Consider the following 22,799-nt stretch of genomic DNA (forward strand, 5'->3'; position numbering starts at 1 on the left):
GGGAAGCACTAGCGGCTGAAGTGTCGGACCGCGTGCCGATACTTATCGCAGGATGCGGACGAGGATGGATGAGGGTGGGCTGATGTCTCGTGGGTCAAGCCGTGCCAGCCGACCGGATGGTGTGAGCGGGGCGGTGTCCGACTACATGGGCATGGTGGCCGGGCAGCCGACATGGCCGACTGCGCCCGCGCGCAGGGAGAGGGTCCTGTTCAAGGAGTTCCGGCAGATCGTCAGACGCTACCGGCCCTCGGACCTCCTGCCCGCTCTCGCAGAACTCTCGCTTGCTGGCGGAGAGCCGCCATACGAGGGAAAGGTCCTCGCGACCGTTCCGCCCTGGGCGACGGCGCTGGCGGCGCGCGAGTCCGCTCTTTGGGGCAACAAGTATCGCGACACCGAAGTGACCGGCGACAGCCTGCGCGTCATCATCAACGCTCACAACAACATCTACGAAGAGGACCCGTCGCCCGACGCAAGGGGCGTCCTCGACATCATGACCCGTCTGGCCTACGAGCAGTTCCCCTACCAGGAGTCGATTTTCGAGGAGGTGAGCCGGTCCCACGCACTAATGTTCGAGGGGGCTGCAGAGATTCCCGTCGAGGTCCTCAATGACGAGGCATGGCACCGCCTCCTTGGGGCACCGCTCGGTGAGATTGTCGGCGCGACGTTCTTCCTCCAGGTTGCCGCCATCAGCAACAAGGGGTGGTTCGACGACGCCGTCCTTGATCGAGACGGCCTGCAAGCGATCTACGACCGGTGGCCCAGAGCGGTCATCCGAGAGCGCGCGGCGCAACTCTCATCATCTTTCGAAGAGTTCAAGGCGGCGTACGAGGCCGTGCCCCATCCTCCTGCCGGGTACGAGCGCTACGCCTACAACCCGCTGATCAAGCGGCCGTTCCTCCGGATGCCCGACGGGAGGCTACTTGCCCCGCAGCCCCGACTGATCCTCCGCACCGTCAGCCCTGGGGCGCTGTACTACCGGGGCGTAGAAGAGTTCGGTGAGTCGTTCTCCCGTGACCTCGGCCACCTCACCGAGCACTACGTCGGCAAGCAACTACGCGCCATCACCCCCTCGCCTGACCTCCACCCCGAGATCGTCTACCGCGAGGGCAAGGCCGAGAAGAAGAGCATCGACTGGTTTCTGGTACTGCCCTCGGCGGTCATCATGTTCGAGGTCAAGTCGGCTCGGTTCGGGCTTCTGGAGCGGGCTGCCTTCGGGGGATACCAGGACAAGGTCAAGACGCTCCTGAACAAGGCAACCGAGCAACTCGAACGTACCGCCAAGGCGCTGGACGAGAACAATCCGCACTTCGGTCATATCCCGAACAACCTGCCCCGCGTCGGCGTCATCGTCACCGGAGAGCCGTACTACATGGCGAACAGTCCATTGGTGCGCGACCTGCTCAACGAAGCACCCTTCCCCACGCTTACGGCCTCCCTGCGCGAAATCGAGTTCCTCGCCGGGCTTCCCCTCGACGAAGTCGAGCGCCAGCTCGTGCACATCGCCAACGATCCTGAGCGCTCCACGTGGAGTCTGAGCAACGCCCTCGACAAGGCTTCCGGCACGCGGAGTCCCGTCCTGCAGCGTGCCTGGGACGCCTACCCCTGGCCCGAAGACCTCGATTCCGACGACGAAATCCCGGGCAACAACGACTGACGTGGGCGCACCGCAGCGGTGTCGTCAACACGGCCCCTGTCCGATCCAGTGCTGCCGCGTACAGGTGCACCGGCCCACCGCCGACGACCCGCATGACTGAAGATGTGCAAGAGGGGCTTCGCGCGGAGATGCTCCCGCTCGTAGAGGCGCACCGCCCCTACGCAGACCGCCTCCACAAGCCAGCGCGCATGGCGTACGCGGTTGCCGAGCGGTATTGGCGTCAACACCGTCGCCACTGAAGAACTAGATGACGCGACGGTCGCCTTTTCGGACTACCTCCAGACAAAGAACCACTCTTCGACCCTGCTGGTCGACAGGGTGACGACTTGGTGCGCGCCTGCATCGCCGGCTTGGCGCATCACTGTGACTCCGAGGCCTCACCTGCACGGCGACCAAACTGCTGCAGGGGTTCCTCGACGAGGGGCGGCGAATACCTGACCCGACGATCTGCCCTCGAAGTACTCGACACTCCCAGGGCGGCCCACTCCTTCGCTGTCTGTGACAAGTGAGGTTATTGCCGGGCTCCACCCTCATTGCTGAGGAAGCGGCCCATGTGGCTGAGGCTGTGTGCCGTGAGCAAGGTTGGTGGGCGGAGCGCTTCCCCACGATGGCGGTCCTCCCCGGTCGCACTGAGTGGGTGGTCCGGCATCCGTCGGACGCGTCGAATGGAGCAGCCACCGTGCGGGTCTCGATGATGACCGGCGAGGTGGCCTTCTCTCGCCCGCACAACCTCGGATAGAGCGGCACCGGCGCGAAAAAGGGGAATTCGGGTGACCCGGCCGGGGTGACCGCATCACGGACTGCCGACAAAGCAGGTCAGCGGCTTTCGCGTCCAGCCCGCCACGCAATGAGCAGCCCTCGAACCTCGCGGTTCGGGGGCTGCTCGGCGTCAGGGCCCAGATGGCCATCCGATAGAGTCGGCCCACAGAGTCACAGCTCGATGGAGTCACCGCCTCGAGATCGTGACAGCACCGCTCGAACACGAGGTGAGCACCATGCCGGACGAGGCCCTGACCCGCGAGCCCACCGGTCGAGGTGCGCAGGCAGTGAGCCTGCTGCTGGTGGTGCTGGTCACGGTGGCTGCGGTGATGGTGCCGGTGCAGGCCACGTTGGCCGGGGGTGAACAGGCCTACCGCAGGATCGGGCTCACCCACCCCGGCGCTCTGACCGGTTCGATCACGGCCGCCCTGCGCGGACTCGCGGACCTCGCCTCGGCCACCACGGTCGGCGCTCTGGTCTGGCTGCTCCTGCTGGGGCGCACCCGCAGCCGCAGGGCTGAGCACGGACGCTGCCTCGAACCAGATGACCGACTCGTCCAATCCGTGCTGCGTCATGCCGCGGGGTGGTGGCTGGCCACGGCAGCCGGCTCGGTGCTGTTCACGGCGGCCGACAGCAACGGCCTGCCCGTCGAGACCCTCAGCGACACCACCGCCTTGAGGTTCGCCCTCTTCTCCGGCGACCTTCCCCGCGCCTGGATGGTCAGCGTCGAGGCCTCGTTCGTGATCGTGCTGCTGGCCAGCCTGGCACGCGGGTGGACCCCCCACCTGGTCGCCCTCTGGGCGGCGCTGGTCGGATCCCTCGCGCCGGTGGTCGTGGGTCAGGTGTTGGTCGGTCCCAACCATGACTTCGGGGGCGACGCCGCCGTCGTCCAGACGGTGGTGGGGCAGGCGCTGCTGGGTGTCGCCCTCGTGATGGTGCTGAGGCTGGCCACCGGACAGGTCCCAGGGTGGCGCACGGGCGGGCTCCCGGCTGGGTGGATCCGGGCCGCCTGGGTGGGCTGGTTCCTCCTGGTGGCCACCGAAGTGGTCGTGACCTGGTTCAAACTGGCCGGCAGCGGTCCCACCTCGAGCCCCACGGGCATGCTGGCGCTCGTCCGGTTCGGCGCGCTGGTGCTGCTGGGTGTCGCGTTGGCTGTGATCGGTCGTCGACCCGCCGTCGGCACTCTCGTCGGCGGACTTGCCGCGGGGGCGACGGTGGTGGTCGGCGCTGCGATGACCCGCATCTCGCCACCGCTGTTCTTCGTGCCCACCAGCATCAGCCAGACCCTGCTCGGGTTCGACGTGCCCGACGCCCCCAGTCTTCGCGTGCTGCTCACCCAGTGGCGACCCAACCTGCTGTTCTGCACCCTGGTCGCGACCGCCCTGGTCGCCTACGGCTGGGGTCTGTGGCGGCTGCGCCTGCGCCGCGAGGGCTGGCCTGCGATGAGGACGCTGGCGTGGGTGCTGGGCTGGCTGGTCGTGCTGATCGCGACCAGTTCCGGCTTCGGCAAGTACTCGGCGCCGGACTTCGCCGTGCACATGGGGGTGCACATGACGCTCAACATGCTGGCACCGGTGCTGATCGTGCTGGGCGCCCCCATCACCTTGGCCCTGCGGGCCCTGAGGCCCTCGTCCGAACCCGACCAGGTGGGTGTCAGGGAGAAGCTGGTGGCCCTGCTGCCGTCGCGACTGTTGGCCTTCGTCTACCATCCCCTGCTCGTGTTCGCCCTCTACATCGGTTCGTACTACGGCCTCTACCTCACGGGGCTGTTCGGCGCCTTGATGCGGTTCCACTGGGCGCACCAGCTGATGAATCTGCACTTCCTGATCGTCGGGGCCCTCTACTTCGGGCTGGTGATCGGTGTCGACCCCAACCCTCGGCGCCTGCCCCACCTCGCCAAACTGGGCATCCTGATGGCGGCCATGCCGTTCCATGCGTTCTTCGGGGTGATCCTGATGGACTCGACCCGGATCGTCGCCGAGACCTTCTACCGCTACCTCGCCCTGCCGTGGGCCCACGACCTCGCCGCCATCCAGCGGGTAGCCGGGGGAGTGGCATGGGCCGGGAGCGAGTTGCCCCTGCTGGTGGTGGTGTTGGCGCTCGGTGCCCAGTGGGCCCGACAGGACGACAAGGAGGCCAAACGCATCGATCGTCACCTCGACACCGGTCTGGACGACTCCCACGAGGCCTACAACGTCATGCTGCAGAGGCTCGCCTCCGAAGGTGAGGCACGCCCGTGAGCACCGATCAGTCCGAGGTCGTCGAACTCAACATCGGCGGCATGACCTGTGCCGCCTGCGCCACCCGTGTGCAGAAGGCACTCAACAAGCTCGACGGCGTGCAGGCGAGTGTCAACTACGCCACCGAGCGTGCCGTCATCACCGGACCTCCGAGCAGCGACGACGGCACCCTCGTCGAACGCAGTCTGGCGGCCGTGGTCCGCGCCGGGTACGAGGCCCAGCAGCGTGCCGACGAGAGCGACGACTGGTTGCATGACGTCTCGAGCCAGCGGATCACCTCGTTGCGGCGCCGACTCATCGTCTCGACCCTGCTGGCGGTGCCGTTGATGGACGCCACCATCATCCTGGCCCTGTCACCCAGCCTGCGATTCGCCGGCTGGGAGTTGGTGTGCCTGCTGCTGGCGCTGCCGATCGTCAGTTGGGCCGCCTGGCCCTTCCACCGCACGACGGTCCGGAACCTGCGCCACGGTGCCGTCAGCATGGACACCCTGGTCTCGCTCGGCATTGTGGTCTCGTTCGGGTGGGCCGTACTCACCCTGCTGTGGCCCGCTCTGGCGCAGGGACAGAACCGTGGCTTCTGGTTCGGCTACGGGCGGGTGCCCGAGGGCGCCAGCAGCGTGTACCTCGACGTGGCTGCCGGCATGACCGTGTTCCAACTGGCCGGTCGCTACTTCGAGACCCGATCACGGCGACGTGCCGCCGACGTGTTCAACGCGATCGGCAACCTCGCCGCGCCCACCACCCGGCTGCTGGTCGACGGCGCCGAGATCGAGGTTCCCACCCTGCAGGTGCGCGCCGGTGACGTGGCCGTGGTTCGTCCGGGGGAGATCATCCCCGTCGACGGCACCGTGGTCGAAGGGACCGCCTCGGTCGACACCAGCATGGTCACCGGCGAGGCCCAACCTCGTACCGTGGCCGTCGCCCAGGCCGTGGTCGGCGGCACGATCTCGACCGACGGACGACTCGTCATCACCGCCACTGCGGTGGGCGCACACACCCAACTGGCCCAGATGGCCGCCTTGGCCGAACAGGCCCAGGACCGCAAGGCGCGGGTGCAGCACACGGTCGACCAGGTGATCAGCTGGTTCGTGCCAGCCGTGATCGTCTGCGCGCTGCTGGTGGCAGCTGGCTGGCTGGTGGCAGGATCCTCGGCCGCCACCGCCGTCGGCATCGGCGTCTCGGTGCTGATCATCGCCTGTCCCTGCGCCCTGGGTCTGGCCACGCCGACCGCCCTGATGGTGGGCATCGGGCGAGGTGCCAGTCTGGGCATCCTGATCAAGGGCCACGACGCCCTTGAGGCCAGCGGCGCCATCGACACGGTGGTGCTCGACAAGACCGGAACCCTCACCACCGGCCAGTTGCAGGTGACCGACGTTGTCGTCACCGACGGCGAGTTCACGCACGGGGACGACGAGCCACTGCTCGGCTGGGCGGCAGCGCTGGAACGCGGCTCGGAACATCCGGTGGCACGTGCCATCACCTCGTTCGTGGACGAGGGCACCGCCGGGGCCTTCACGGTGGAGCAGTTCGAGGTGATGCCCGGCCTGGGCGTCAGCGGTCGCGTGGACGGTCACCACGTGGTGGTCGGCAACCGCGCCCTGTTGACCGGTCACGACATCGACCACGCAGCCGCCTCGACGACCCTGGCGGACACGGCCGGGCCCCTGGCCCTGGTGGCCGTCGACGGCACCCTGCGTGCGGTCGTCCGGATGCGCGACGAGCTGCGACCCGGTGCCCACGAGGCAGTCGCGGCGCTGCGTCGGCAAGGTCTGCGCACGGTCCTGCTGACCGGGGACGAGCAGGCCGCGGCCGACCACATCGCCGCTGAACTGGGGATCGACGAGTCGTTGGCCGGGGTGCTACCCACCGAGAAGGTGGCGGTGCTGGCACGCATCCAGGGCGACGGTCACAAGGTCGCCATGGTCGGCGACGGCATCAATGACGCCGCCGCGCTGTCGACCGCCGACCTGGGCATCGCGCTGATCTCGGGCACCGACATCGCCCTGAAGTCCGCAGACATCATCCTCGTCCGCGAGCACCTGGCGGTGCTGCCCGACTCCATCGCCCTGGCCCGACGCACGCTGCGGACGATCCGGGGCAACCTGGTCTGGGCGTTCGGCTACAACGTCGCCGCCATCCCCATCGCCGCCGCCGGGCTGCTCAACCCACTGGTCGCCGCAGGCGCGATGGCGGCCTCGTCGCTGCTCGTCACCTGGAACAGCCTGCGCCTCAACTCGTTCGCGGGAGCGGGACGCCGCCCGTGAGCCTTGACCTCTCCCTGCTGCTGGCCGCCGCGGTCACCCTGGTGGCGATCGGTGCGGCCCGGCTCTCGGCGCGGGTGGGGTTGCCGGCCCTGCTGCTCTTCCTGGGGGTGGGCATGTTGCTGGGGGACTCCGGGTTGGGCATCTCGTTCTCCGACCCCCAACTGGCCGCCAAGCTCGGGTTCGCCGCCCTGGTCATCATCCTGGCCGAGGGGGGACTGACCACCAAGTGGTCGGAGATCAGGCCAGCCGTCGGGGTCGCCATGCTGCTGGCCACCGCGAGCGTCGGCGTCAGCGTGGCCGTCGTGGCGCTCTTCGCGCACTACGTCTTCGGCCTCACACCCGCGGTGGCCGTCGTGCTCGGTGGCATCGTGGCCTCGACCGACGCGGCGGCCGTGTTCGCCGTGCTGCGCAACGTGGCGATCCCCGGGCGGCTGCGCGCAACCCTCGAGGCGGAATCCGGTCTCAACGACGCGCCCACCGTGTTGATCGTCACGATGGCCACCTCGGTGGCGCTGCATCGGGCGCCCGAGGGCGGCACCTGGGTGGCGGTCGGGCTGGTGGTCATCGAACTGCTCGCCGGTCAGGCCCTCGGTCTGGGGGTCGGACTGGTGGCCGCCTGGCTGATGCGGCGGGTGCAACTGCCCTCATCGGGTCTGTACGCCATCGCCGCGGTGGCCTGGGCCTTCGGAGTCTATGAACTGGCCGGCGTGCTGCACGTCTCCGGGTTCGCCGCTGCCTACGTGGCCTCGGTCGTCCTCGGCAACTCCCAACTGCCGCACCGTCAGTCGGTGCGAGCCTTCGCGGAGGGACTCGGCTGGATCGCCCAGATCGGCTTGTTCGTGATGCTGGGACTGCTGGCCAGCCCCTCCCGCATCACCTGGGGAGTGGTGGGCGCCGGCCTGGTGCTGGGTCTGTTCCTGCTGCTGGTGGCCCGCCCCTTGTCGGTGGTGCTGGTCGCTGCCGGTTTCCGCCTCCCCTGGCGGGAGCAGGCCTTCATGAGCTGGGCCGGGCTGCGCGGGGCGGTGCCCATCATCTTGTGCACCATCCCGATGGCAGCAAGGCTGCCCGGTGCCGAGCGGCTGTTCGACATGGTGTTGGTGCTGGTGATCGCCTTCACCTTCCTGCAGGGCCCCACGCTTCCGTGGCTGGGGCAGCGCCTGGGGCTGGTCGACCCGCACGGACCTCGCGACGTCGACATCGAGGCAGCTCCCCTCGACCGGCTGCGGGCCGAACTGCTGCAGGTGCGGGTGCCCGACGGGTCGAAACTGGCAGGAGTCAGCGTGCGCGAGCTGCGTCTGCCCAAGGACACCGTCGTCTCGTTGATCATCCGTGACGAGACACCCTTCGCTCCCACCGGCCGTGACCGGCTCGAGGTCGGCGACGAGATGATGATCATGACGCCCACCCAGCACCGGGCGAAGGTCGAGGTGCGGCTGACCGAGATCGGACGAGGCGGACGCCTGGCCCGATGGAACGGTGTGCGGGCCGACTAGCGCTTGGGCGTCACCGAGGGGGCCGGGGTGCCCGAGGACGAACCCGACGGGGTCGGGGTGGCCGAGGTGGGCAGGCAGACGGCTCCGCCGGGCACGGCGATCGAGGTGGCGGCCTTGGCGTTCATGCCCGCGTAGGCGGTGCCGATCATCACGTCGACCGTGTGGTCGGGACGATCGTCGGCCTTCACCGTGGCGCCCTTGAAGTGTCCGGCCACCAGCTTGACCTCGGGGTTGGTGGCCGCGGCCCCGACGATCACCGTCTGCTTGATGCGCTGGTCGGTGTTGTCGACGTGCTTGATGATGAAGCCCTTGGCCTTGAGGGCCTTGGCGACGGTGTTGGCCTGACCCGCGACGTAGCCGCCGTTGTAGACGCTGACGGTGACCTTGTTCGCCTGCAGGGTCTGGCCGACGCTCTGCGTCACGCACGGGTCGGGCAGGTGAGCTGGAACAGGTGCCATCACGTTCCGGTATCCCCACCACGCGCCCCAGGTCAGGAAGCCCAACAGGGCCAGCAACAGCACAGGGGTGGCGATCATCCGCACGATGCGCATCTGGCTCCTTCGTCCCCTGCTCGCGGGATCAGTTGAGGTCGAGCACGCGCGCGTGCATGGTCTGGCGCTGCTGCAGTGCGGCGCGCAGGGCTCGGTGCAGTCCGTCCTCGAGGTACAGCTCGCCGCGGTAGCTCACCACGTGCGCGAACAGGTCACCGTAGAACGTGCTGTCGTCCTCGAGCAGCGCCTCCAGGTCGAGGGTGCGCTTGGTGGTCACCAACTCGTCCAGTCGCACCTGGTGAGGAGCAATGGCCGCCCACTGCTTCTGAACGTACCCGTGGTCCGGGTAGGGCCGGGTGTCACCCACACGCTTGAAGATCACCCCGCCACTCTAGCCAGCAGTGGGTGCCGACCGCCCCATCAGCCTCAAGCCGTGCTGAAGCCGTGACCAAGTCTTTGGCGAACTGTCAGGCTGGTCTCAGGCGGTGGCATAGATTCTGGCCATGAGCGATCCGGCCGCCGATCCCGCCACCCAGAACCCCAGCGCCCAGAGCCCCAGCGCCCAGAGCCCCAGCACCCAGAGCCCCAGCACCCAGACCTCCAGCGCGCAGACGTCGGTGATCACGAAGGGCTACACCTTCGACGAGCCGAGCATCGAACTGGGGGTGCTGGTGCAGGACGACGTTCCGGTGCCCGGGGCGAAGATCCGCATCCCGTTGAGCATGCTGAACCGGCACGGCCTGGTCGCGGGTGCGACCGGCACCGGCAAGACCAAGACCCTGCAACTGATGGCCGAACAGGTCTCGGCGGCGGGGGGGCCGGGCTTCGCAGCCGACATCAAGGGCGACCTGTCGGGCCTGGCCTCACCGGGGCAGCCCAGCCCCAAGCTGCTGGAACGCACCCAGAAGATCGGTCAGGACTGGCAGCCGTCGGCCGCACCCGTGGAGTTCTACGCCTTGGGCGGCGAGGGCATCGGCGTCCCGCTGAGGGCGACCATGTCGTCCTTCGGTCCCATCCTGCTGTCGAAGGTGCTGGAGCTCAACGACACCCAGGAGTCGACTCTTGGCCTGGTCTTCCACTACGCCGACCAGGCCGGGCTGCCGCTGCTGGACCTGTCCGACCTGAGGGCCGTGCTCACCCACCTGACCTCGGACGAGGGCAAGCAGGAACTGAAGAACCTCGGCGGGGTGTCCGCGTCGACGGCCGGCGTGATCCTGCGCTCGCTGATCACCCTGTCGGACCAGGGAGCCGACGCCTTCTTCGGCGAGCCGGAGTTCGACACCGCCGATCTGCTGCACGTCACCGCCGACGGACGAGGCGTGATCTCGCTGCTGGAGCTGCCGAACCTGCAATCGCGTCCGGCGATCTTCTCCACCTTCCTGATGTGGCTGCTCGCCGACCTCTTCCACGACCTGCCCGAGGTCGGCGACGTCGAGAAGCCCAAGTTGGTCTTCTTCTTCGATGAGGCCCACCTGCTGTTCGACGGGGCGTCCAAGGCCTTCCTCGACGCCATCGCGCAGACGGTGCGCCTGATCCGTTCGAAGGGTGTGGGTGTCTTCTTCGTCACCCAGACCCCCAAGGACGTGCCCGATGACGTGCTGGCCCAGTTGGGTTCGCGGGTGCAGCACCAGTTGCGCGCCCACACCCCCAACGACGCCAAGGCCCTGAAGCAGACCGTGCAGACGTTCCCGACCTCGGACTACGACCTCGCCCAGGTGCTGCAGCAACTGGGCATCGGTGAGGCGATCGTCACGGTGATGGACCCCGACGGGGCCCCGACACCGGTGGCGTGGACGAGGATGCGTGCCCCCCAGACGCTGATGGCCCCCACACCCGAGGACGCCATGCGCTCCGGGGTCGCCCAGTCGCAGATGCAGGCGAAGTACGGCCAGCCGATCGACCGCGACTCGGCCCGCGAGATCCTCGCCCGCAAGCTCGAGCAGGGTGCCGCGGATGCCCGGGCCGAGCAGGGCAGGGCCCAACAGGACACGCCCCAGCGGGACAGGTATGACCAGACCCAGCAGGACGGGTATGACCAGCCCCAGCCCCGCCCCGAGCGCAGTTCGACCCGCACCACCCGGCAGCAGAAGTCGGCGGTCGAGAACGTCATGACCAACCCCGTGGTCAAGTCGTTCATCCGCACCGCGGGCAATGAGATCATCCGCTCCATCTTCGGCACGGCTCGCCGTCGTCGGTGAGGGCTGCTTGGATGAGCCGGTGACTCCACCAGAACACCGGCACCACGTCGGCACCACGATCATCATCGCGATGCTCGGCATGATCGGCCCGTTCACCATCGACTCGATGTTCCCGGCGTTCGCCCAGATCGGGCGTGAGTTCAGCGTCGACACGGTGGCCCTGCAGCAGTTGACCAGCGTGTACCTGGTCTCGTTCGCGGTGATGTCGCTCTTCCACGGCCCCATCTCTGACGCCGTGGGCCGCAAGCCGGTGATGATCACCGGCCTGCTGGTCTACGCCCTGGCGTCGGTGGGGGCCGCACTGGCACCCAGCTTCGGTGTCCTGCTGGTCTTCCGCGCCATGCAGGGACTGTCTGCCGGTGCCGGCCAGATCATCTCGAGAGCCCTCATCCGCGACCTGTTCCATGGAGCCGCTGCCCAGCGACTGATGGCGCAGGTGTCGATGATCTTCGCCATCTCCCCGGCCCTGGCACCGGTGGTGGGCGGCTGGATCCTGCTGGTCGGCAACTGGCGACTCACGTTCTGGTTCCTGGTCGCCTTCGGTCTGTTGCTGTGCGTGCTGGTGAGGTTCGGCCTGCCCGAGACCCACCCCCACCAACGCCGGGTGCCCCTGCGGGTCGGCACCCTGCTGAGGGGGTTGGCGCAGGTGATGGGGAACCGGGTCTTCCTGCGGCTGGGGTTCGCGTCCGCCTTCGCGTTCGCCGCCCAGTTCCTCTACATCTCGGCGGCACCCATCTTCATCGTCGACCTGTTGGGCAAGGGGGAGCAGGACTTCTGGATCTTCTTCGTGCCCATGATCGCCGGCATGATGACGGGTTTCTTCCTCAATGCCCGCCTCGCCGAGCGGGTGCCGGGACGCCGTCTGGCCACCATCGGCTACGTGGTCGCCATCTCGGCTGGGCTGGTGAACGTCGCCCTCTCGGCCCTGCCCAGCGCCCCGCAACTGCCGTGGGCGGTGGTGGGTCCCATGCTGATCGCCTTCGGGGTGGCCCTCAGCTTCCCGGTGGTCAACCTCGTCATGCTCGACCTGTTCCCCAGCCTGCGTGGTTCGGCCGCCTCGGGCCAGTCGTTCATGCAACTGATGCTCAACGCCGCCCTGGCCGGACTGGTCGCACCCATGGTGACCGGGTCGGTGCTGCAACTGGCGCTGGGGGCGGCCTGCTTCTCGCTGGCCGGGTTCGGGATGTGGGTGTGGCACCTACGAGCGGTTCCCGCTGACGCCACTGCGGGCCAGGTGGTGGTCGCGTGATCGTCGTGGGCGTCGATGCCGGCGGTACCTCCACCCGTGCGCTGGCCTGGGACGACACCGTCCGGGTGGTGGTGGGGGTGGGACGATCCGGCCCCGGCAATCCGAACTCCACGGGGCACGACCTGGCCAGGCAGAACGTGCTGCGGGCCGTGCTCGATGCCGTCGGCGACCGGGCCGATGAGGTCACCCGCCTCGCCGTGACCATGGCAGGGGGATCGGCCACCGGAGGAGCCCTCGACGGACTGGCCGCGGCCGCCGCCGCTGCGGGACTGGCGTGTCCGATCGACATCGAGCCCGATCTGCTCGGAGCATGGTTCTCGGGCTGCTCCGAGGAGCAGGGGGTGGTTCTGATCGCGGGCACCGGTGCCGTGGCCGCCACCATCGTGGGCGGACGCATCAACCGTCTGGTCGACGGCGCCGGCTGGCTGCTGGGTGACGACGGAGCCGGGTTCTGGATCGGGCGACGGGCGGTGCACGACGTGCTGGCTGCCATCGACGGACGAGGCCCCGACACCGCCCTGACCGACCTCGTGCTGGCCCGCACGCCGCAGTTGGCGAGTCATCGCGATCGCCCCGGCGACCCCCGCAGGGTCGCCCTGATCGAGCACTGCTACGGGCTTCGTCCGGTGCAACTGGCCGGCTTCGCCCCGCTGGTGGTGCAGTCGGTGGGTGACCCCGTGGCTGACCGCATCCTGGCAGATGCCGCAGACCTGATCGAGAGCACGGCCAGGGCTGCGCTGGTCGGGGTGCACGAGAGCAGTCCCGTGGTGCTGGCGGGTTCCGTGGCCGGGCTCGACTCGGTCATCCGCGACCGGCTGGTCAGCCTGCTGGGCGACCGGGCCAGACTGGCCTCGGACGGGGTGGTCGGGGCCACCATGGTGGCGCTGAGGGCAGCCGGCCGACCGGCGGACGAGGCCACCCGGGTGGCGATGGGGGTGCCACCCGAAAGGGTTCAGGGGCAACCCTGAGCCCACCCGCGCGGGCCCTCGCTGTCGGCAGAAATGCCGCTGACTGCGACTTTCCCATGCCACTGTTGGGGATGGGTCAGGCTCACGCCGCCCCCGGGAGCCGGATCAGTCGGCCCCGCGCACCACAGGAGGACACCATGGGACTGTTCGACATGTTTGACAAGTCCAAGGACACCAAGGCCCCCCAGCGCCCTGCCATGGATGCCGCGACCGACGGCTCGGGGGACGACGTCGCCACCAAGCTGATCGAGCAGCTGATCTCGGTGGGCATCGACGGCAGGGGGCCCGCCAAGAGCGCCCAGGTCGTCGCCGACAGGGCGCTCGCGGATGCCAACGGCGATGTCGAGAAGGCGATCAACAAGCTCTCGGCGGCCTACCTGCGCACCGCGGCCGGCGCCGGGTTCCTGACCGGACTGGGTGGCTTCGTCACGATGCCGGTGGCCCTGCCGGCCAACATCCTCGAGTTCTACGTCGTCGCCACCCGCATGGTCGCCGGCATCGCGCACCTGCGCGGTTATGACTTGAACAAGCCTCAGGTGCGCACGGCCGTGCTGTTGACCCTGTCGGGTTCGGGCGGCTACGACGTGCTGCAGAAGGTGGGCGTCAACCCCGTCACCGGCAAGGCGACCGCCGTTGCCCTGGAACGGCTGCCCCAGGCGGCGTTGATGATGGTCAACAAGGGGATCGGCTTCCGGTTGATCCGGCAGCTGACCACCAAGAGCCTGTCGAAGCTCGGAAAGCTCGTTCCCTTCGCAGGCGGAGTGATCGGCGGCGGACTCGACCTGTACCTGATGAACCGGATCGCCGACAACGCCCGCAAGGAGTTCCCGCTGGTGGTCGGCTCGACCCTCTGAGCCCTGACGGCTCGGGCACACCTCGGTCGGACGATGCGGGCCTTCGGGCCCCGGCATCGTCCGACCGTTGTGTCCGGGCCGGTTCGATCACACAGGCCGCGGTCATGGACCCTGGTGTGACAGGTCGCGACCTTGGTCTGATGGCCCGTTTCGTGCACGCGCGCAGAATGGGTGCATGAGGAATCTGGCAGCTCTCACCCGTGCGCGCCGAACCCGCGCAGCTCTGGCCGGGGCAACCCGAGCTGGGGCAGCCCGAACCCGGGCAGCATGGATCGCCCCCGTGGCCGTCCTGGGCGTCGCACTTGCCGTGCCGGCGCTGGTCCAGACCACCGCCAAGGCTGACCCGACCCTGCCCCCGATCACTGCCCAGCAGTTGGTCGCCGACGTGATCGCGGCCAAGCCGGTGGCGATGCAGGGTGAACTCACCCAGACCATGGACATCGGACTCCCCGAGGTGCCGGGTGGGGTGCAGAAGCCCTCGACCCTCGACCCGTTGAACCTGCTGCAGGGCAGCCACACGTGGCGGGTCTGGTACGACGGCAAGCAGTCGGCGCGAGTCGCCCTGGTGGACGGCACCAGCGAGGCAGCCGTGATCACCAACCCCACCGACACCTGGGTGTGGAGTTCGTCCACCCGGGAGGCCGTGCACTCCAAGACCCCCGAGACCTCGGGAGCGGGCCCGAGGGAGGAGCTGAACCTCACCCCGGCCGAGGCCGCCAGGAAGCTGCTCACCACCGCTGACCAGTCGACCACCGTCAGCGTCGCGGGCACCACGACAGTCGCCGGGCACGCCGCCTACGACCTCACCCTGACACCCAAGTCGGGCACGACCTTGGTGAAGAAGGTGTCCATCGCCGTCGAGGCCACCACCAAGCAGCCGCTGCGCGTGCAGGTCTACTCCACCCGCAGCTCCGACCCGGCGGTGAACATCGGCTTCACCCAGCTGAGCTTCGCCCAGCCCGACCCTGCGATGTTCCGGTTCACCACCCCGCCCGGCACGAAGGTGACCGAGAAGTCGGCCGACACGACCGGGGCGAACGACCACCCGTCGATGCCCACCAAGGTCGACCCGAAGTCCGGTCACAAGCCCACCGTCACCGGTCAGGGCTGGGGCACCGTGGTCGTCGCCGACCAGTTGTCCGACCTGAGCGGGCTGCCCGCCGAACTGCAGGGGGTGCTCTCCAGCTTCCCCAAGGTCTCGGGTACGTGGGGGAGTGGACGCATCTTCGAAGGCACCCTGTTCACGGTCGTCGTGACCGACCAGGGCAAGGTCGCCGCCGGTGCGGTGCCCGCCGGCACGCTGTTCGCGGCCCTGGGATGAGTGAGGGTGGCGCCGCCGTCGTCACCTCGGGACTGACCAAGACCTTCGGCCACCAGACGGCGGTCGACGATCTTGCCCTCGAGGTGCCCACGGGCTCTGTGTACGGATTCCTCGGCCCCAACGGTTCGGGCAAGACCACGACCATCCGCATGCTGCTCGGCCTGGTGCACCCGACCGCCGGTCACGTGAGGCTGCTGGACGAACCCATGCCGGCTCACGCCAACCGGGTGCTCCCCAGGGTCGGTGCGCTGGTCGAAGGTCCCGCGTTCCACCTGCACCTCAACGGACGAGACAACCTGCGCCGCCTCGATGCCGCTGACGCGACCGCCGAGGCGCGCACCTCGTCCGCCCGGATCGGAGCCGCGCTGGAGCGGGTCGGACTGACCGCGGCGGCCAGGAAGCGCGTCAAGAACTACTCCTTGGGCATGAAGCAGCGCCTCGGTATCGCAGCCGCTCTGCTGCAGCCGCACGACCTGCTGGTGCTGGACGAGCCCACCAACGGGCTCGACCCGCAGGGCACCCGTGAGGTGCGGCACCTGGTCGCGGGCCTCGCCCACGACGGCACCACCGTGCTGGTGTCGAGCCACCTGCTGGCCGAGGTCGAACAGATGTGCAGCCATGTCGGGGTGATGAGCCGCGGACGACTCGTCGCCCAGGACTCACTGGCCGGACTTCGCCGTGCCCACGGGGTGCGCGTGCGGGTGACCACCCCCGACCTCGCGCAGGCCACCGACGCGCTCACGGTGCTCGGGTTGGACGAGGTCGCGTCGTCCGCCGGTGAGGGTGCCTCGGGTCAGGTGACAGCGGCCCTGGGAGACCATGCGGTCGAGGCCGTGGTGCCCGCGCTGGTGTCGGCGGGGGTGCGGGTGCTCGGCTTCAGTGCTGACTCCGCCAGCCTCGAGGAGCGTTTCGTCGAGCTGACCGGGGAGGGCTTCGATGTCCGTTGAGGCACGACCGGTTCGTCCGTTCGCGTTCTGGCGACTGGTCGGCAGCGAGATCTCACTGATGCTGTCGCGGCGCCGCAACCAGTTGGGGCTGGTGATCCTGGCGGCGGTTCCCGTGGTCATGGCCGTCGCCATCAAGACCTCCGGTGACACCGGGCTGATGGTCTCGGTGGCCAATGGCACCGTGCTCCCGATGTTGGCGCTGATGATGGAGTCGGCCTTCTTCCTCCCGCTCGCCATGTCGCTGTTGGCGGGTGACGCCATCGCGGGGGAGGCCCACGGCGGCACCCTGCGCTACCTGCTCGTCACCCCTGTGGGACGGGCCCGGTTGTTGGCGGTGAAGTTCGCCGGCCTGCTGGTGGGCGCGTTCTTCGGCACCTTCCTGATCGCCGTGGTCGGGCTGGTCGCCGGTGTGATGGTGTTCGGGTCGGGTGCGTCCATGACCCTCTCGGGCACCGCGATCACGTTCACGGAGTCCTTGGGGCGACTGGCCCTGATGGCCTTGTTCCTGGCGCTGATGATGACGGCCGTCGGCACCATGGGGTTGTTCCTGTCGACCCTGGTCGACCAGCCGCTGGCGGTGACGGTCGGGTGCATGGTGGTGGTGATCCTCAGCTGGCTGACCGAGGCGACGAGCCAACTGGCGTGGCTGCAGCCCTACCTGCTCACCCACTGGTTCCTGCAGTTCGCCGACGTGTTGCGCGATCCTCCGCTGTGGTCGCGTGCCGTGAAGGGGCTGGGCGTCGCAGCCGCCTGGATGGCTGTCACCGGAGCGGCCGCCTGGGCCAGGTTCACCAGCAAGGACATCGGCAGCTGAGACCCGGGTCGTGGGGTCCCTCCCACCCGTCAGGTCCTGCTCACGCCCGGCCGGGGGTCCACCTGCCGGCAAACTCTCAGGCTGTAGCGCGCGAGTTCGTCCCGGAAGGTGAAGTTTGTGCGGGGGGGCCGGGGGCTGCGGGAGCGGTGGGAGCGGAGCCCGCCCCACCGTTGGCCGACCGCGCAGCCACCCCGACCAGCACCAGTCCGATGAAGGCCGTGGGCACCGCCAGGTAGAACACCCCCGGGTAGTTCCAGGTCTGGTTGGCCCCCAGCGCGATCAGGGCCCCGGAGACGATGGCCCCCACCTTCGAGGCATTGTTGAACAGGCCCGAGGCGAGACCCGGTCGCGCGATCACGGCCTGGAACAGGGTCAGCCCCACCCCGGTCATGGTGGCGAACCCCCAGGACTTCAGGGCCTGCAGCGGCAGCAGCAGCCATGGGTCCCTGACCAGCGACATGCCGGTGTAGTAGGCCATGAAGCTCACCGCTCCCGAGGCCACCAGTGCGAAGGAGGAGAACCGTCGGTTGAGTCGTCCCAGCACCAACAGGGCAGGGATCTCGAGTCCGGCAGCCAGCCCCAACGCGATGCCGGCCCAGATGACGGGCAGTCCGCGGTAGTCGTGGACGAGCAACTGGGTGACCGCGACGGTGCCACTGTTGGCGGCGCTGAGCGCGACGAAGGCACCGAAGATGGCCACCAGCGACAGCCGTGAGATGTGAAGTTCTGGTTCCTCGCGGCGATGGGCGGCATGGTCCTCGGCGGTGACCCGGGGACGGGTCAGTTGCAGGCCGACGGTCACGGCGCAGACCAGCACCGAGGTGCCCAGGATGAGCCACAGCACCGAGCGGGCGCCCCAGGCGCCGATCGAGAAGGTCGCCAGCGGCTGACCGGCGATCCAGGCGAAGGACACCCAGGCGCGCACACTCAACACGTCCGAGGCGGTGAATCCGGCGTGGCGCATGTGCGCGAACAGCAGGGTCATGCCCACGGTCGCCGGCGCCGCCAGGAGCAGCAGGGCACCGAACGCCACCACCAACGAATGCGTCATCAGCAGGGCCGCGCACCAGGCGGCCGCAGCGATCCCGCACACCAGCATCGGCCGCAGGTAGTTGCCGTGTCGGTCGGCCCAGGCCGGGATCAGCAGTGAGACCACCAGCCCCAGGCCGTTGTAGATGCCCAGGATCCAGCCGACCTGCTGCGGGGTCGCCCTGAACAGTTCGGTGAGGATCAACGCCAGGGTTGGCCCCAGGAAGCTGAACAGCAGTCCCCAGAGCAGGGCCGAACTCGAGACCAGGAATCGCTGCACCCGCTCACCTTGGCAGGTGTTCAGTTCGGGTGCGAGGGTGCCCGCGGATTCGCTCAGTGGTCACCGGACGATGGCGGGATCGCCCCCGGTACCCGGCTGTCGGCCCCGTTGTCGTCCCTCCTGCCCGGGCCTAGCGTCGAGACATCGACCCGACAGGAGAGACCCCATGACCATCACTGCCACCCAGCAGCGTGACCTGACAGCGCCGTCCTCGGTGTACGACCCCGACCAACTGGCCGACTACGCCCGCCAGTACAACGAGCAGGGCTTCGTGCGAGTGCGGGGGCTGCTGAGCAAGGACGAGGCCGCCGCCTACCGCGCCGAGACCCACCGGCTGTTGGCGGCCCTCAACCGCGGCGACGACCCCACCTGGGCATCGGCCGCCGGTGTCGCGGGAGGCCAGAAGACCTCGCTGCAGCACCTGCATGACGCGCAGTTCTACTCGTCCGCCTTCACCCGGTTGCTGGTCGACCCCCGGTTCACCGAGGTGGCGACCGCCGCACTCGGCACCCCCAACCTGCAGTTGCACCACACGAAGGCGTTCGTGAAGCCGCCGGCCAACGGCTCGCCCTTCCCCTTCCACCAGGACCACCCGTTCTTCCCGCACCGCGACCACAAGGTGGGGGCCGTCATCTTCCACTTCGATGACGCCCCCGTGGTCAAGGGCTGCGTCAGGGTCGTGCCCGGCAGCCATCTCGCTGGCCCGCTGGAGCACGACCCCGAGGGCAGCTTCCACCTCAACGACATCGACCCGACGACAGCAGTCGACATCGAGTGCGAGGCGGGGGACGCCATCTTCTTCCCCTACCTGACGGTGCACGCGTCCGGGGTCAACGTCTCCGACGAGGCCCGTACGACCTGGCTCGTCCAGTTCCGTGACCCGGCCGACCGTCCCACGGTGAAGACCCATGACCACTCGTTGGGGCAGGGGCTCATCCTGGCCGGGGTCGACCCGACCGGACGCTCCGGTGGCGAACCCCCGGCCCCCGCCGCCGGTGCGCCCGCCATGATGGGTGGATGAGCGAAGACCGTGACGTCTCCGGCTTGATCGGACGCCTCACCGCCACCCGGGTCGAGGGCTTCGAGGTCGACTTCACCGACTGGGGGTACTTCCCCGGAGCCGACCTGGGTGGCGTGTGGTGGCGGAACCACTGGCACCGGCACACCTACCTCGAGGTCTGCCTGGCCAACTCCGGAAGTGGCGTGTTCCGCCACGGTGACGAGAGCTTCTCCGTCGCGGCCGGGGACCTCTTCCTCGCCCGTCGTGGGGTGCTGCACGAGATCGAGTCCCACCATGATGACCCCTTGGGGATCAGCTTCTGGGGCTTCGACCTGACGCCGGGGCGGCGAGCCCCGCGCGTGGGGGAGGGCGGTTGGTGGTCGGGACTCTTCCGCGGCGCGGTCGTCTCGCGCCGGGTGGGGCAGGTGCCCGCGCTGCTGCAGGCGTTGGCCGCCGAGGCGGGCTCCTTCCGCTCGGGCCACCGGCCGGTCACCCGGGCGCTGGGCGCGGCCCTCGTGGTCGAGACCGGACGGGCCTTCAGCGAGGCCGAGGAACTGGTGACCGAGCCGCCGGCCCTCGACCGGAGCGAGCAGTCGTATGCCGTGATGCACCGCTTCCTGCAGGACAACCTGGCCCAGCCGGTGAGTGTGCGCGACGTCGCCTCGGCTGCGCACCTGTCCGACCGGCAGGCCGAACGACTCTTCCACCGGCACGGCGGCGCGTCGATGATGACCGTGCTGAGGCGGTTGCGGATCGAACGCGCAGCCAGGCTGCTGCGCGCGGACGACGCCGTGGTCGGTGGCGTCGCAGCCGAGGTGGGCTACACCGACCTGCCCTCGTTCCGCGCCGCCTTCAAGGCCGTCACGGGGCAGTCCCCACGTGACTTCCGCCGGACCAACGGCACCGTGCACCTGGGCTGAACCGGACGGTGTCGCTGGTCAGCGGGTTTGGCCAGCCTCCTCCAGCGCGGGAGGATGGGCGGAGCCCGAGGAGCCCCCGGGTGAGCCGGAACGGGAGGACGCATGCCACGCCGACATCGTCCGTTGCCCGTTCCCGCCTGGGTGTTGGTGAGCCTGGTGACGGCCTTGGCCCTCGCCGTGGCTGCGGCCGGAGTGCTGGCACAGCGACTCGCCCGCGATCGGGCCCCTGAACCCCGTCCCGTGGTGTCGACGGGCGCCGACGGCCTTCCCTCGACGAGCTGTGACAAGCAGGCGAGGGCCGAAGGGCTGGTGCCGATGCGGGTGCTCGACGTGCCCGAACGAGCGAGTTGGACGAGCACGCCACCGGTCTGGTCCTACGACCGGGTGCCCGAGGGATTCGTGCCGGACAGGGTCGGCTACTGCCTCGAACTCGGCGGCCCGTCCTCGTCCGGTGGGCCTCAAGCGGGCGAGGGCACGACGAAGGGGAGCAGCCAGGCGCCCCGGTGGGCGTTCGCCTCGATGCTGCCCACGGGCAAGGCCTCTGACCTGGCCATGCCGGTGAGGGTGGGTGAGATCACCCGACAGTCCGCGCGTGACCTCACGGTGTCCAGCAACGACCCTGCGGTCACGGCAGTGCAGCACGGGCAGGGGTGGCTCGAGATGTGGCCCAATTCCTACGTCGCCACCGCCTCCCGGCAGGTTCCGGGCCCGTACACGGGCGACGACTACCCGTCCGACCACAGCTACGACTCCGACGACACCCCCAGTGGTGGGGAGTACGGCTCATTCCAGGTGCACGAGGTCGACACCACAGCGCGCACCCCGGGGGCCGGGGCCTCCCGCACGGTGCTGGCGCTCAACGGGTGGGCTGGCAGAGGCGGCATCGACGTCGGGATCGGCACCGCCCCGGCTCCGGGCAGCCCCGACTGGACCTTCTCCCAGGACGCCGGCCAGTACTCGATGCGCAGGCTCACCTTCTTCGCCCGACAGGCGACGGCGGTCGTCGAGAACGGTCCCCGCCCGATGCAACTCCTGGCTCGCGCACCGGGTGCCACCCAGGTCGTGACCACGATTTCGGGACGTGTCACCGACCCTCGCGCCACGGTCGCCCTGGTCACCAGCCGGGCGGGTCGATCGTCCACCCAGCAGCTGAAGCTGACCCAAGGACGATTCACGGTGCGGGTGCAGGTGCCTGTTGCGTTGGTCGGCACCACCTTCGAGGTGCGCTCGACCCTGGACGGCGTGACCCGGCTGGCGTGGCGGGCCGAGGACGTGCTCGCCGGTGACGCGCTGCTCGTGCAGGGACAGTCCAACGCGGTGGCGGCGCAGGTGCAGGGCTCCGCGCACGCCGTGGAATCGGAGTTCGTGCGCAGTTTCGGGTCGCAGACCCCTCTGACCTCGGTCAGCCTCGCCGACGACCAGTGGAACCGCGGCATCGCCGACACCTTGGGCAATGCGGGCTCCATCGGCCAGTGGGCGGCAGAACTGGGCCACCGCATCGTCACCCAGCAACGGGTGCCGGTCGCCATCATCAACGGGGGCGAGGGTGGTCGTCCGGTCGCGTTCTTCCAACGCTCGCCCGATGGGGCGGCCGATCCTGACACGAACTACGGGCGGACGATCCTCAGGTTGCGCGGGGCAGGAGTCCAGTCGCAGCTGTCGGCGGTGCTCTGGTACCAGGGTGAGGGCGACCACGACCAGGCCGACGTGTACGCGGCCGGCTTCACCCAGCTGGTCAGCGACTGGCGCGACGACCTCGACGGCCCACGCATCTACCAGCACCAGGTGCGGGTCTCGCCGTGCGACTCGGCCACCGCCATCAATCTGCGCGAGCGCCAGCGTGAACTGGGGCAGCAGCTCGACGTGCGGGTGCTCACCACCCAGGGACTGACGGCCCAGATCGGCTGCCACTTCGCGTTCGAGAACGGGTACCGCACCCTGGGCGACTGGAACCACCGGGTGTTGGCGGCCGATCTGTACGGCGGCAGCAGACGCGGAGTCCTCGCCCCCGACGTCACCGGCGCCCGACTCGATCCGTCCGACCCGCGGGTGGTGTGGCTGAGCCTGCGCGCGACCGACCCGTTGACCGTGGAACCGGGGGTGGAGCAGGACTTCCGGGTCGACGGGGTGACGCCGACCTCCGTGGCCTTCGAGTCTGGACGGCTCCGCCTGACCAGTGCGACGGCTGTTCCCACCGGCGCAGAAGTGCGCTACCTCGGACACGTGGGGGCCGGCGCCTTCGTCCGCACCGGCGACGGGGCCGGCATGCTCGCGTTCGCCGGGGTGCGGGTGCGGGGCTGACAACCTTTGGCAAGCCG

The 22,799-nt window shown here is 69.1% G+C and carries 17 protein-coding genes; 14 read left to right on the top strand and 3 right to left on the bottom strand.

Annotation, left to right across the window (positions count from 1 at the left end):
• Positions 1-133: 133 nt before the first annotated feature.
• The 4 genes from H507_RS14310 to H507_RS0102865 all read left to right on the top strand — a co-directional run bounded on the left by H507_RS14310 (position 134) and on the right by H507_RS0102865 (position 8,410).
• Positions 134-1,654 (top strand): hypothetical protein, encoded by a 1,521-nt coding sequence (locus H507_RS14310; protein ID WP_157438863.1) that lies wholly within the window; start codon positions 134-136, stop codon positions 1,652-1,654.
• 962 nt (positions 1,655-2,616) lie between these two features.
• Positions 2,617-4,653: a cytochrome c oxidase assembly protein gene (locus H507_RS0102855; protein WP_022909217.1), complete on the top strand. Its 2,037-nt coding sequence runs from the start codon at positions 2,617-2,619 to the stop codon at positions 4,651-4,653.
• Positions 4,650-6,917, top strand: coding sequence for a heavy metal translocating P-type ATPase (locus H507_RS0102860; RefSeq protein WP_022909218.1), 2,268 nt, complete (start codon positions 4,650-4,652; stop codon positions 6,915-6,917). Before H507_RS0102855 ends, H507_RS0102860 begins: the two co-directional genes overlap by 4 nt.
• Positions 6,914-8,410, top strand: coding sequence for a potassium/proton antiporter (locus tag H507_RS0102865; RefSeq protein ID WP_022909219.1), 1,497 nt, complete (start codon positions 6,914-6,916; stop codon positions 8,408-8,410). The genes H507_RS0102860 and H507_RS0102865 overlap by 4 nt, the downstream gene beginning before the upstream one ends.
• Here H507_RS0102865 and H507_RS0102870 read toward each other — a convergent pair.
• Both H507_RS0102870 and H507_RS0102875 read right to left on the bottom strand, forming a co-directional pair.
• Entirely contained in the window at positions 8,407-8,961 is a 555-nt protein-coding gene (locus H507_RS0102870; protein ID WP_022909220.1) for a LytR C-terminal domain-containing protein, read from the bottom strand. The two genes, H507_RS0102865 and H507_RS0102870, sit on opposite strands and share 4 nt — an antisense overlap.
• Positions 8,962-8,989: 28 nt before the next feature.
• The gene (locus H507_RS0102875) at positions 8,990-9,283 is read right to left on the bottom strand and encodes a type II toxin-antitoxin system VapB family antitoxin (RefSeq protein WP_022909221.1); all 294 of its coding nucleotides are present in this window, start codon (positions 9,281-9,283) and stop codon (positions 8,990-8,992) included.
• A 121-nt stretch (positions 9,284-9,404) separates the two neighbouring features.
• Here H507_RS0102875 and H507_RS0102880 point away from each other — a divergent pair, with 121 nt between their 5' ends.
• From H507_RS0102880 to H507_RS0102910, 7 genes are all read left to right on the top strand, one after another.
• Positions 9,405-11,099 carry a helicase HerA-like domain-containing protein gene (locus tag H507_RS0102880; protein ID WP_084707604.1) on the top strand — a complete coding sequence of 565 codons (1,695 nt, stop codon included), beginning with the start codon at positions 9,405-9,407 and terminating at the stop codon, positions 11,097-11,099.
• Between the two features lie 19 nt (positions 11,100-11,118).
• A complete protein-coding gene (locus tag H507_RS14320; RefSeq protein ID WP_022909224.1) occupies positions 11,119-12,348 on the top strand; it encodes a multidrug effflux MFS transporter in 1,230 nt (409 codons plus the stop codon).
• A complete protein-coding gene (locus tag H507_RS14325; RefSeq protein ID WP_022909225.1) occupies positions 12,345-13,316 on the top strand; it encodes an N-acetylglucosamine kinase in 972 nt (323 codons plus the stop codon). The genes H507_RS14320 and H507_RS14325 overlap by 4 nt, the downstream gene beginning before the upstream one ends.
• Positions 13,317-13,453: 137 nt before the next feature.
• Positions 13,454-14,170: an EcsC family protein gene (locus tag H507_RS0102895; RefSeq protein WP_022909226.1), complete on the top strand. Its 717-nt coding sequence runs from the start codon at positions 13,454-13,456 to the stop codon at positions 14,168-14,170.
• 175 nt (positions 14,171-14,345) lie between these two features.
• Positions 14,346-15,491, top strand: a complete 1,146-nt coding sequence (locus H507_RS0102900; protein WP_157438864.1) for a LolA family protein — start codon at positions 14,346-14,348, stop codon at positions 15,489-15,491.
• Positions 15,488-16,438, top strand: coding sequence for an ABC transporter ATP-binding protein (locus H507_RS0102905; protein ID WP_022909228.1), 951 nt, complete (start codon positions 15,488-15,490; stop codon positions 16,436-16,438). Before H507_RS0102900 ends, H507_RS0102905 begins: the two co-directional genes overlap by 4 nt.
• Positions 16,428-17,252, top strand: coding sequence for an ABC transporter permease (locus H507_RS0102910; RefSeq protein WP_022909229.1), 825 nt, complete (start codon positions 16,428-16,430; stop codon positions 17,250-17,252). The genes H507_RS0102905 and H507_RS0102910 overlap by 11 nt, the downstream gene beginning before the upstream one ends.
• Before the next feature lie 76 nt (positions 17,253-17,328).
• On the opposite strand, the gene H507_RS14330 is transcribed toward H507_RS0102910, so the two are convergent.
• Positions 17,329-18,561, bottom strand: coding sequence for an MFS transporter (locus H507_RS14330; protein ID WP_022909230.1), 1,233 nt, complete (start codon positions 18,559-18,561; stop codon positions 17,329-17,331).
• A 166-nt stretch (positions 18,562-18,727) separates the two neighbouring features.
• Between H507_RS14330 and H507_RS14335 the strand changes: the two genes are divergently transcribed.
• The 3 genes from H507_RS14335 to H507_RS0102930 all read left to right on the top strand — a co-directional run bounded on the left by H507_RS14335 (position 18,728) and on the right by H507_RS0102930 (position 22,782).
• Positions 18,728-19,582 (top strand): phytanoyl-CoA dioxygenase family protein, encoded by an 855-nt coding sequence (locus H507_RS14335; protein ID WP_022909231.1) that lies wholly within the window; start codon positions 18,728-18,730, stop codon positions 19,580-19,582.
• Positions 19,579-20,481 (top strand): helix-turn-helix domain-containing protein, encoded by a 903-nt coding sequence (locus H507_RS0102925; protein WP_022909232.1) that lies wholly within the window; start codon positions 19,579-19,581, stop codon positions 20,479-20,481. Before H507_RS14335 ends, H507_RS0102925 begins: the two co-directional genes overlap by 4 nt.
• A gap of 102 nt (positions 20,482-20,583) precedes the next feature.
• Positions 20,584-22,782 carry a sialate O-acetylesterase gene (locus H507_RS0102930; RefSeq protein ID WP_022909233.1) on the top strand — a complete coding sequence of 733 codons (2,199 nt, stop codon included), beginning with the start codon at positions 20,584-20,586 and terminating at the stop codon, positions 22,780-22,782.
• Positions 22,783-22,799 lie beyond the last annotated feature (17 nt).

Source organism: Aestuariimicrobium kwangyangense DSM 21549 (assembly GCF_000421525.1).
Lineage (GTDB): Bacteria > Actinomycetota > Actinomycetes > Propionibacteriales > Propionibacteriaceae > Aestuariimicrobium > Aestuariimicrobium kwangyangense.

Bases quoted from the DNA above. Each gene is read 5' to 3' on its own strand.
- H507_RS0102895 (WP_022909226.1), top strand. From the start codon at position 13,454: ATGGGACTGTTCGACATGTTTGACAAGTCCAAGGACACCAAGGCCCCC.
- H507_RS0102930 (WP_022909233.1), top strand. From the start codon at position 20,584: ATGCCACGCCGACATCGTCCGTTGCCCGTTCCCGCCTGGGTGTTGGTG.
- H507_RS0102900 (WP_157438864.1), top strand. From the start codon at position 14,346: ATGAGGAATCTGGCAGCTCTCACCCGTGCGCGCCGAACCCGCGCAGCT.
- H507_RS0102905 (WP_022909228.1), top strand. From the start codon at position 15,488: ATGAGTGAGGGTGGCGCCGCCGTCGTCACCTCGGGACTGACCAAGACC.
- H507_RS0102880 (WP_084707604.1), top strand. From the start codon at position 9,405: ATGAGCGATCCGGCCGCCGATCCCGCCACCCAGAACCCCAGCGCCCAG.
- H507_RS0102925 (WP_022909232.1), top strand. From the start codon at position 19,579: ATGAGCGAAGACCGTGACGTCTCCGGCTTGATCGGACGCCTCACCGCC.
- H507_RS14335 (WP_022909231.1), top strand. From the start codon at position 18,728: ATGACCATCACTGCCACCCAGCAGCGTGACCTGACAGCGCCGTCCTCG.
- H507_RS0102910 (WP_022909229.1), top strand. From the start codon at position 16,428: ATGTCCGTTGAGGCACGACCGGTTCGTCCGTTCGCGTTCTGGCGACTG.
- H507_RS0102870 (WP_022909220.1), bottom strand. From the start codon at position 8,961: ATGCGCATCGTGCGGATGATCGCCACCCCTGTGCTGTTGCTGGCCCTG.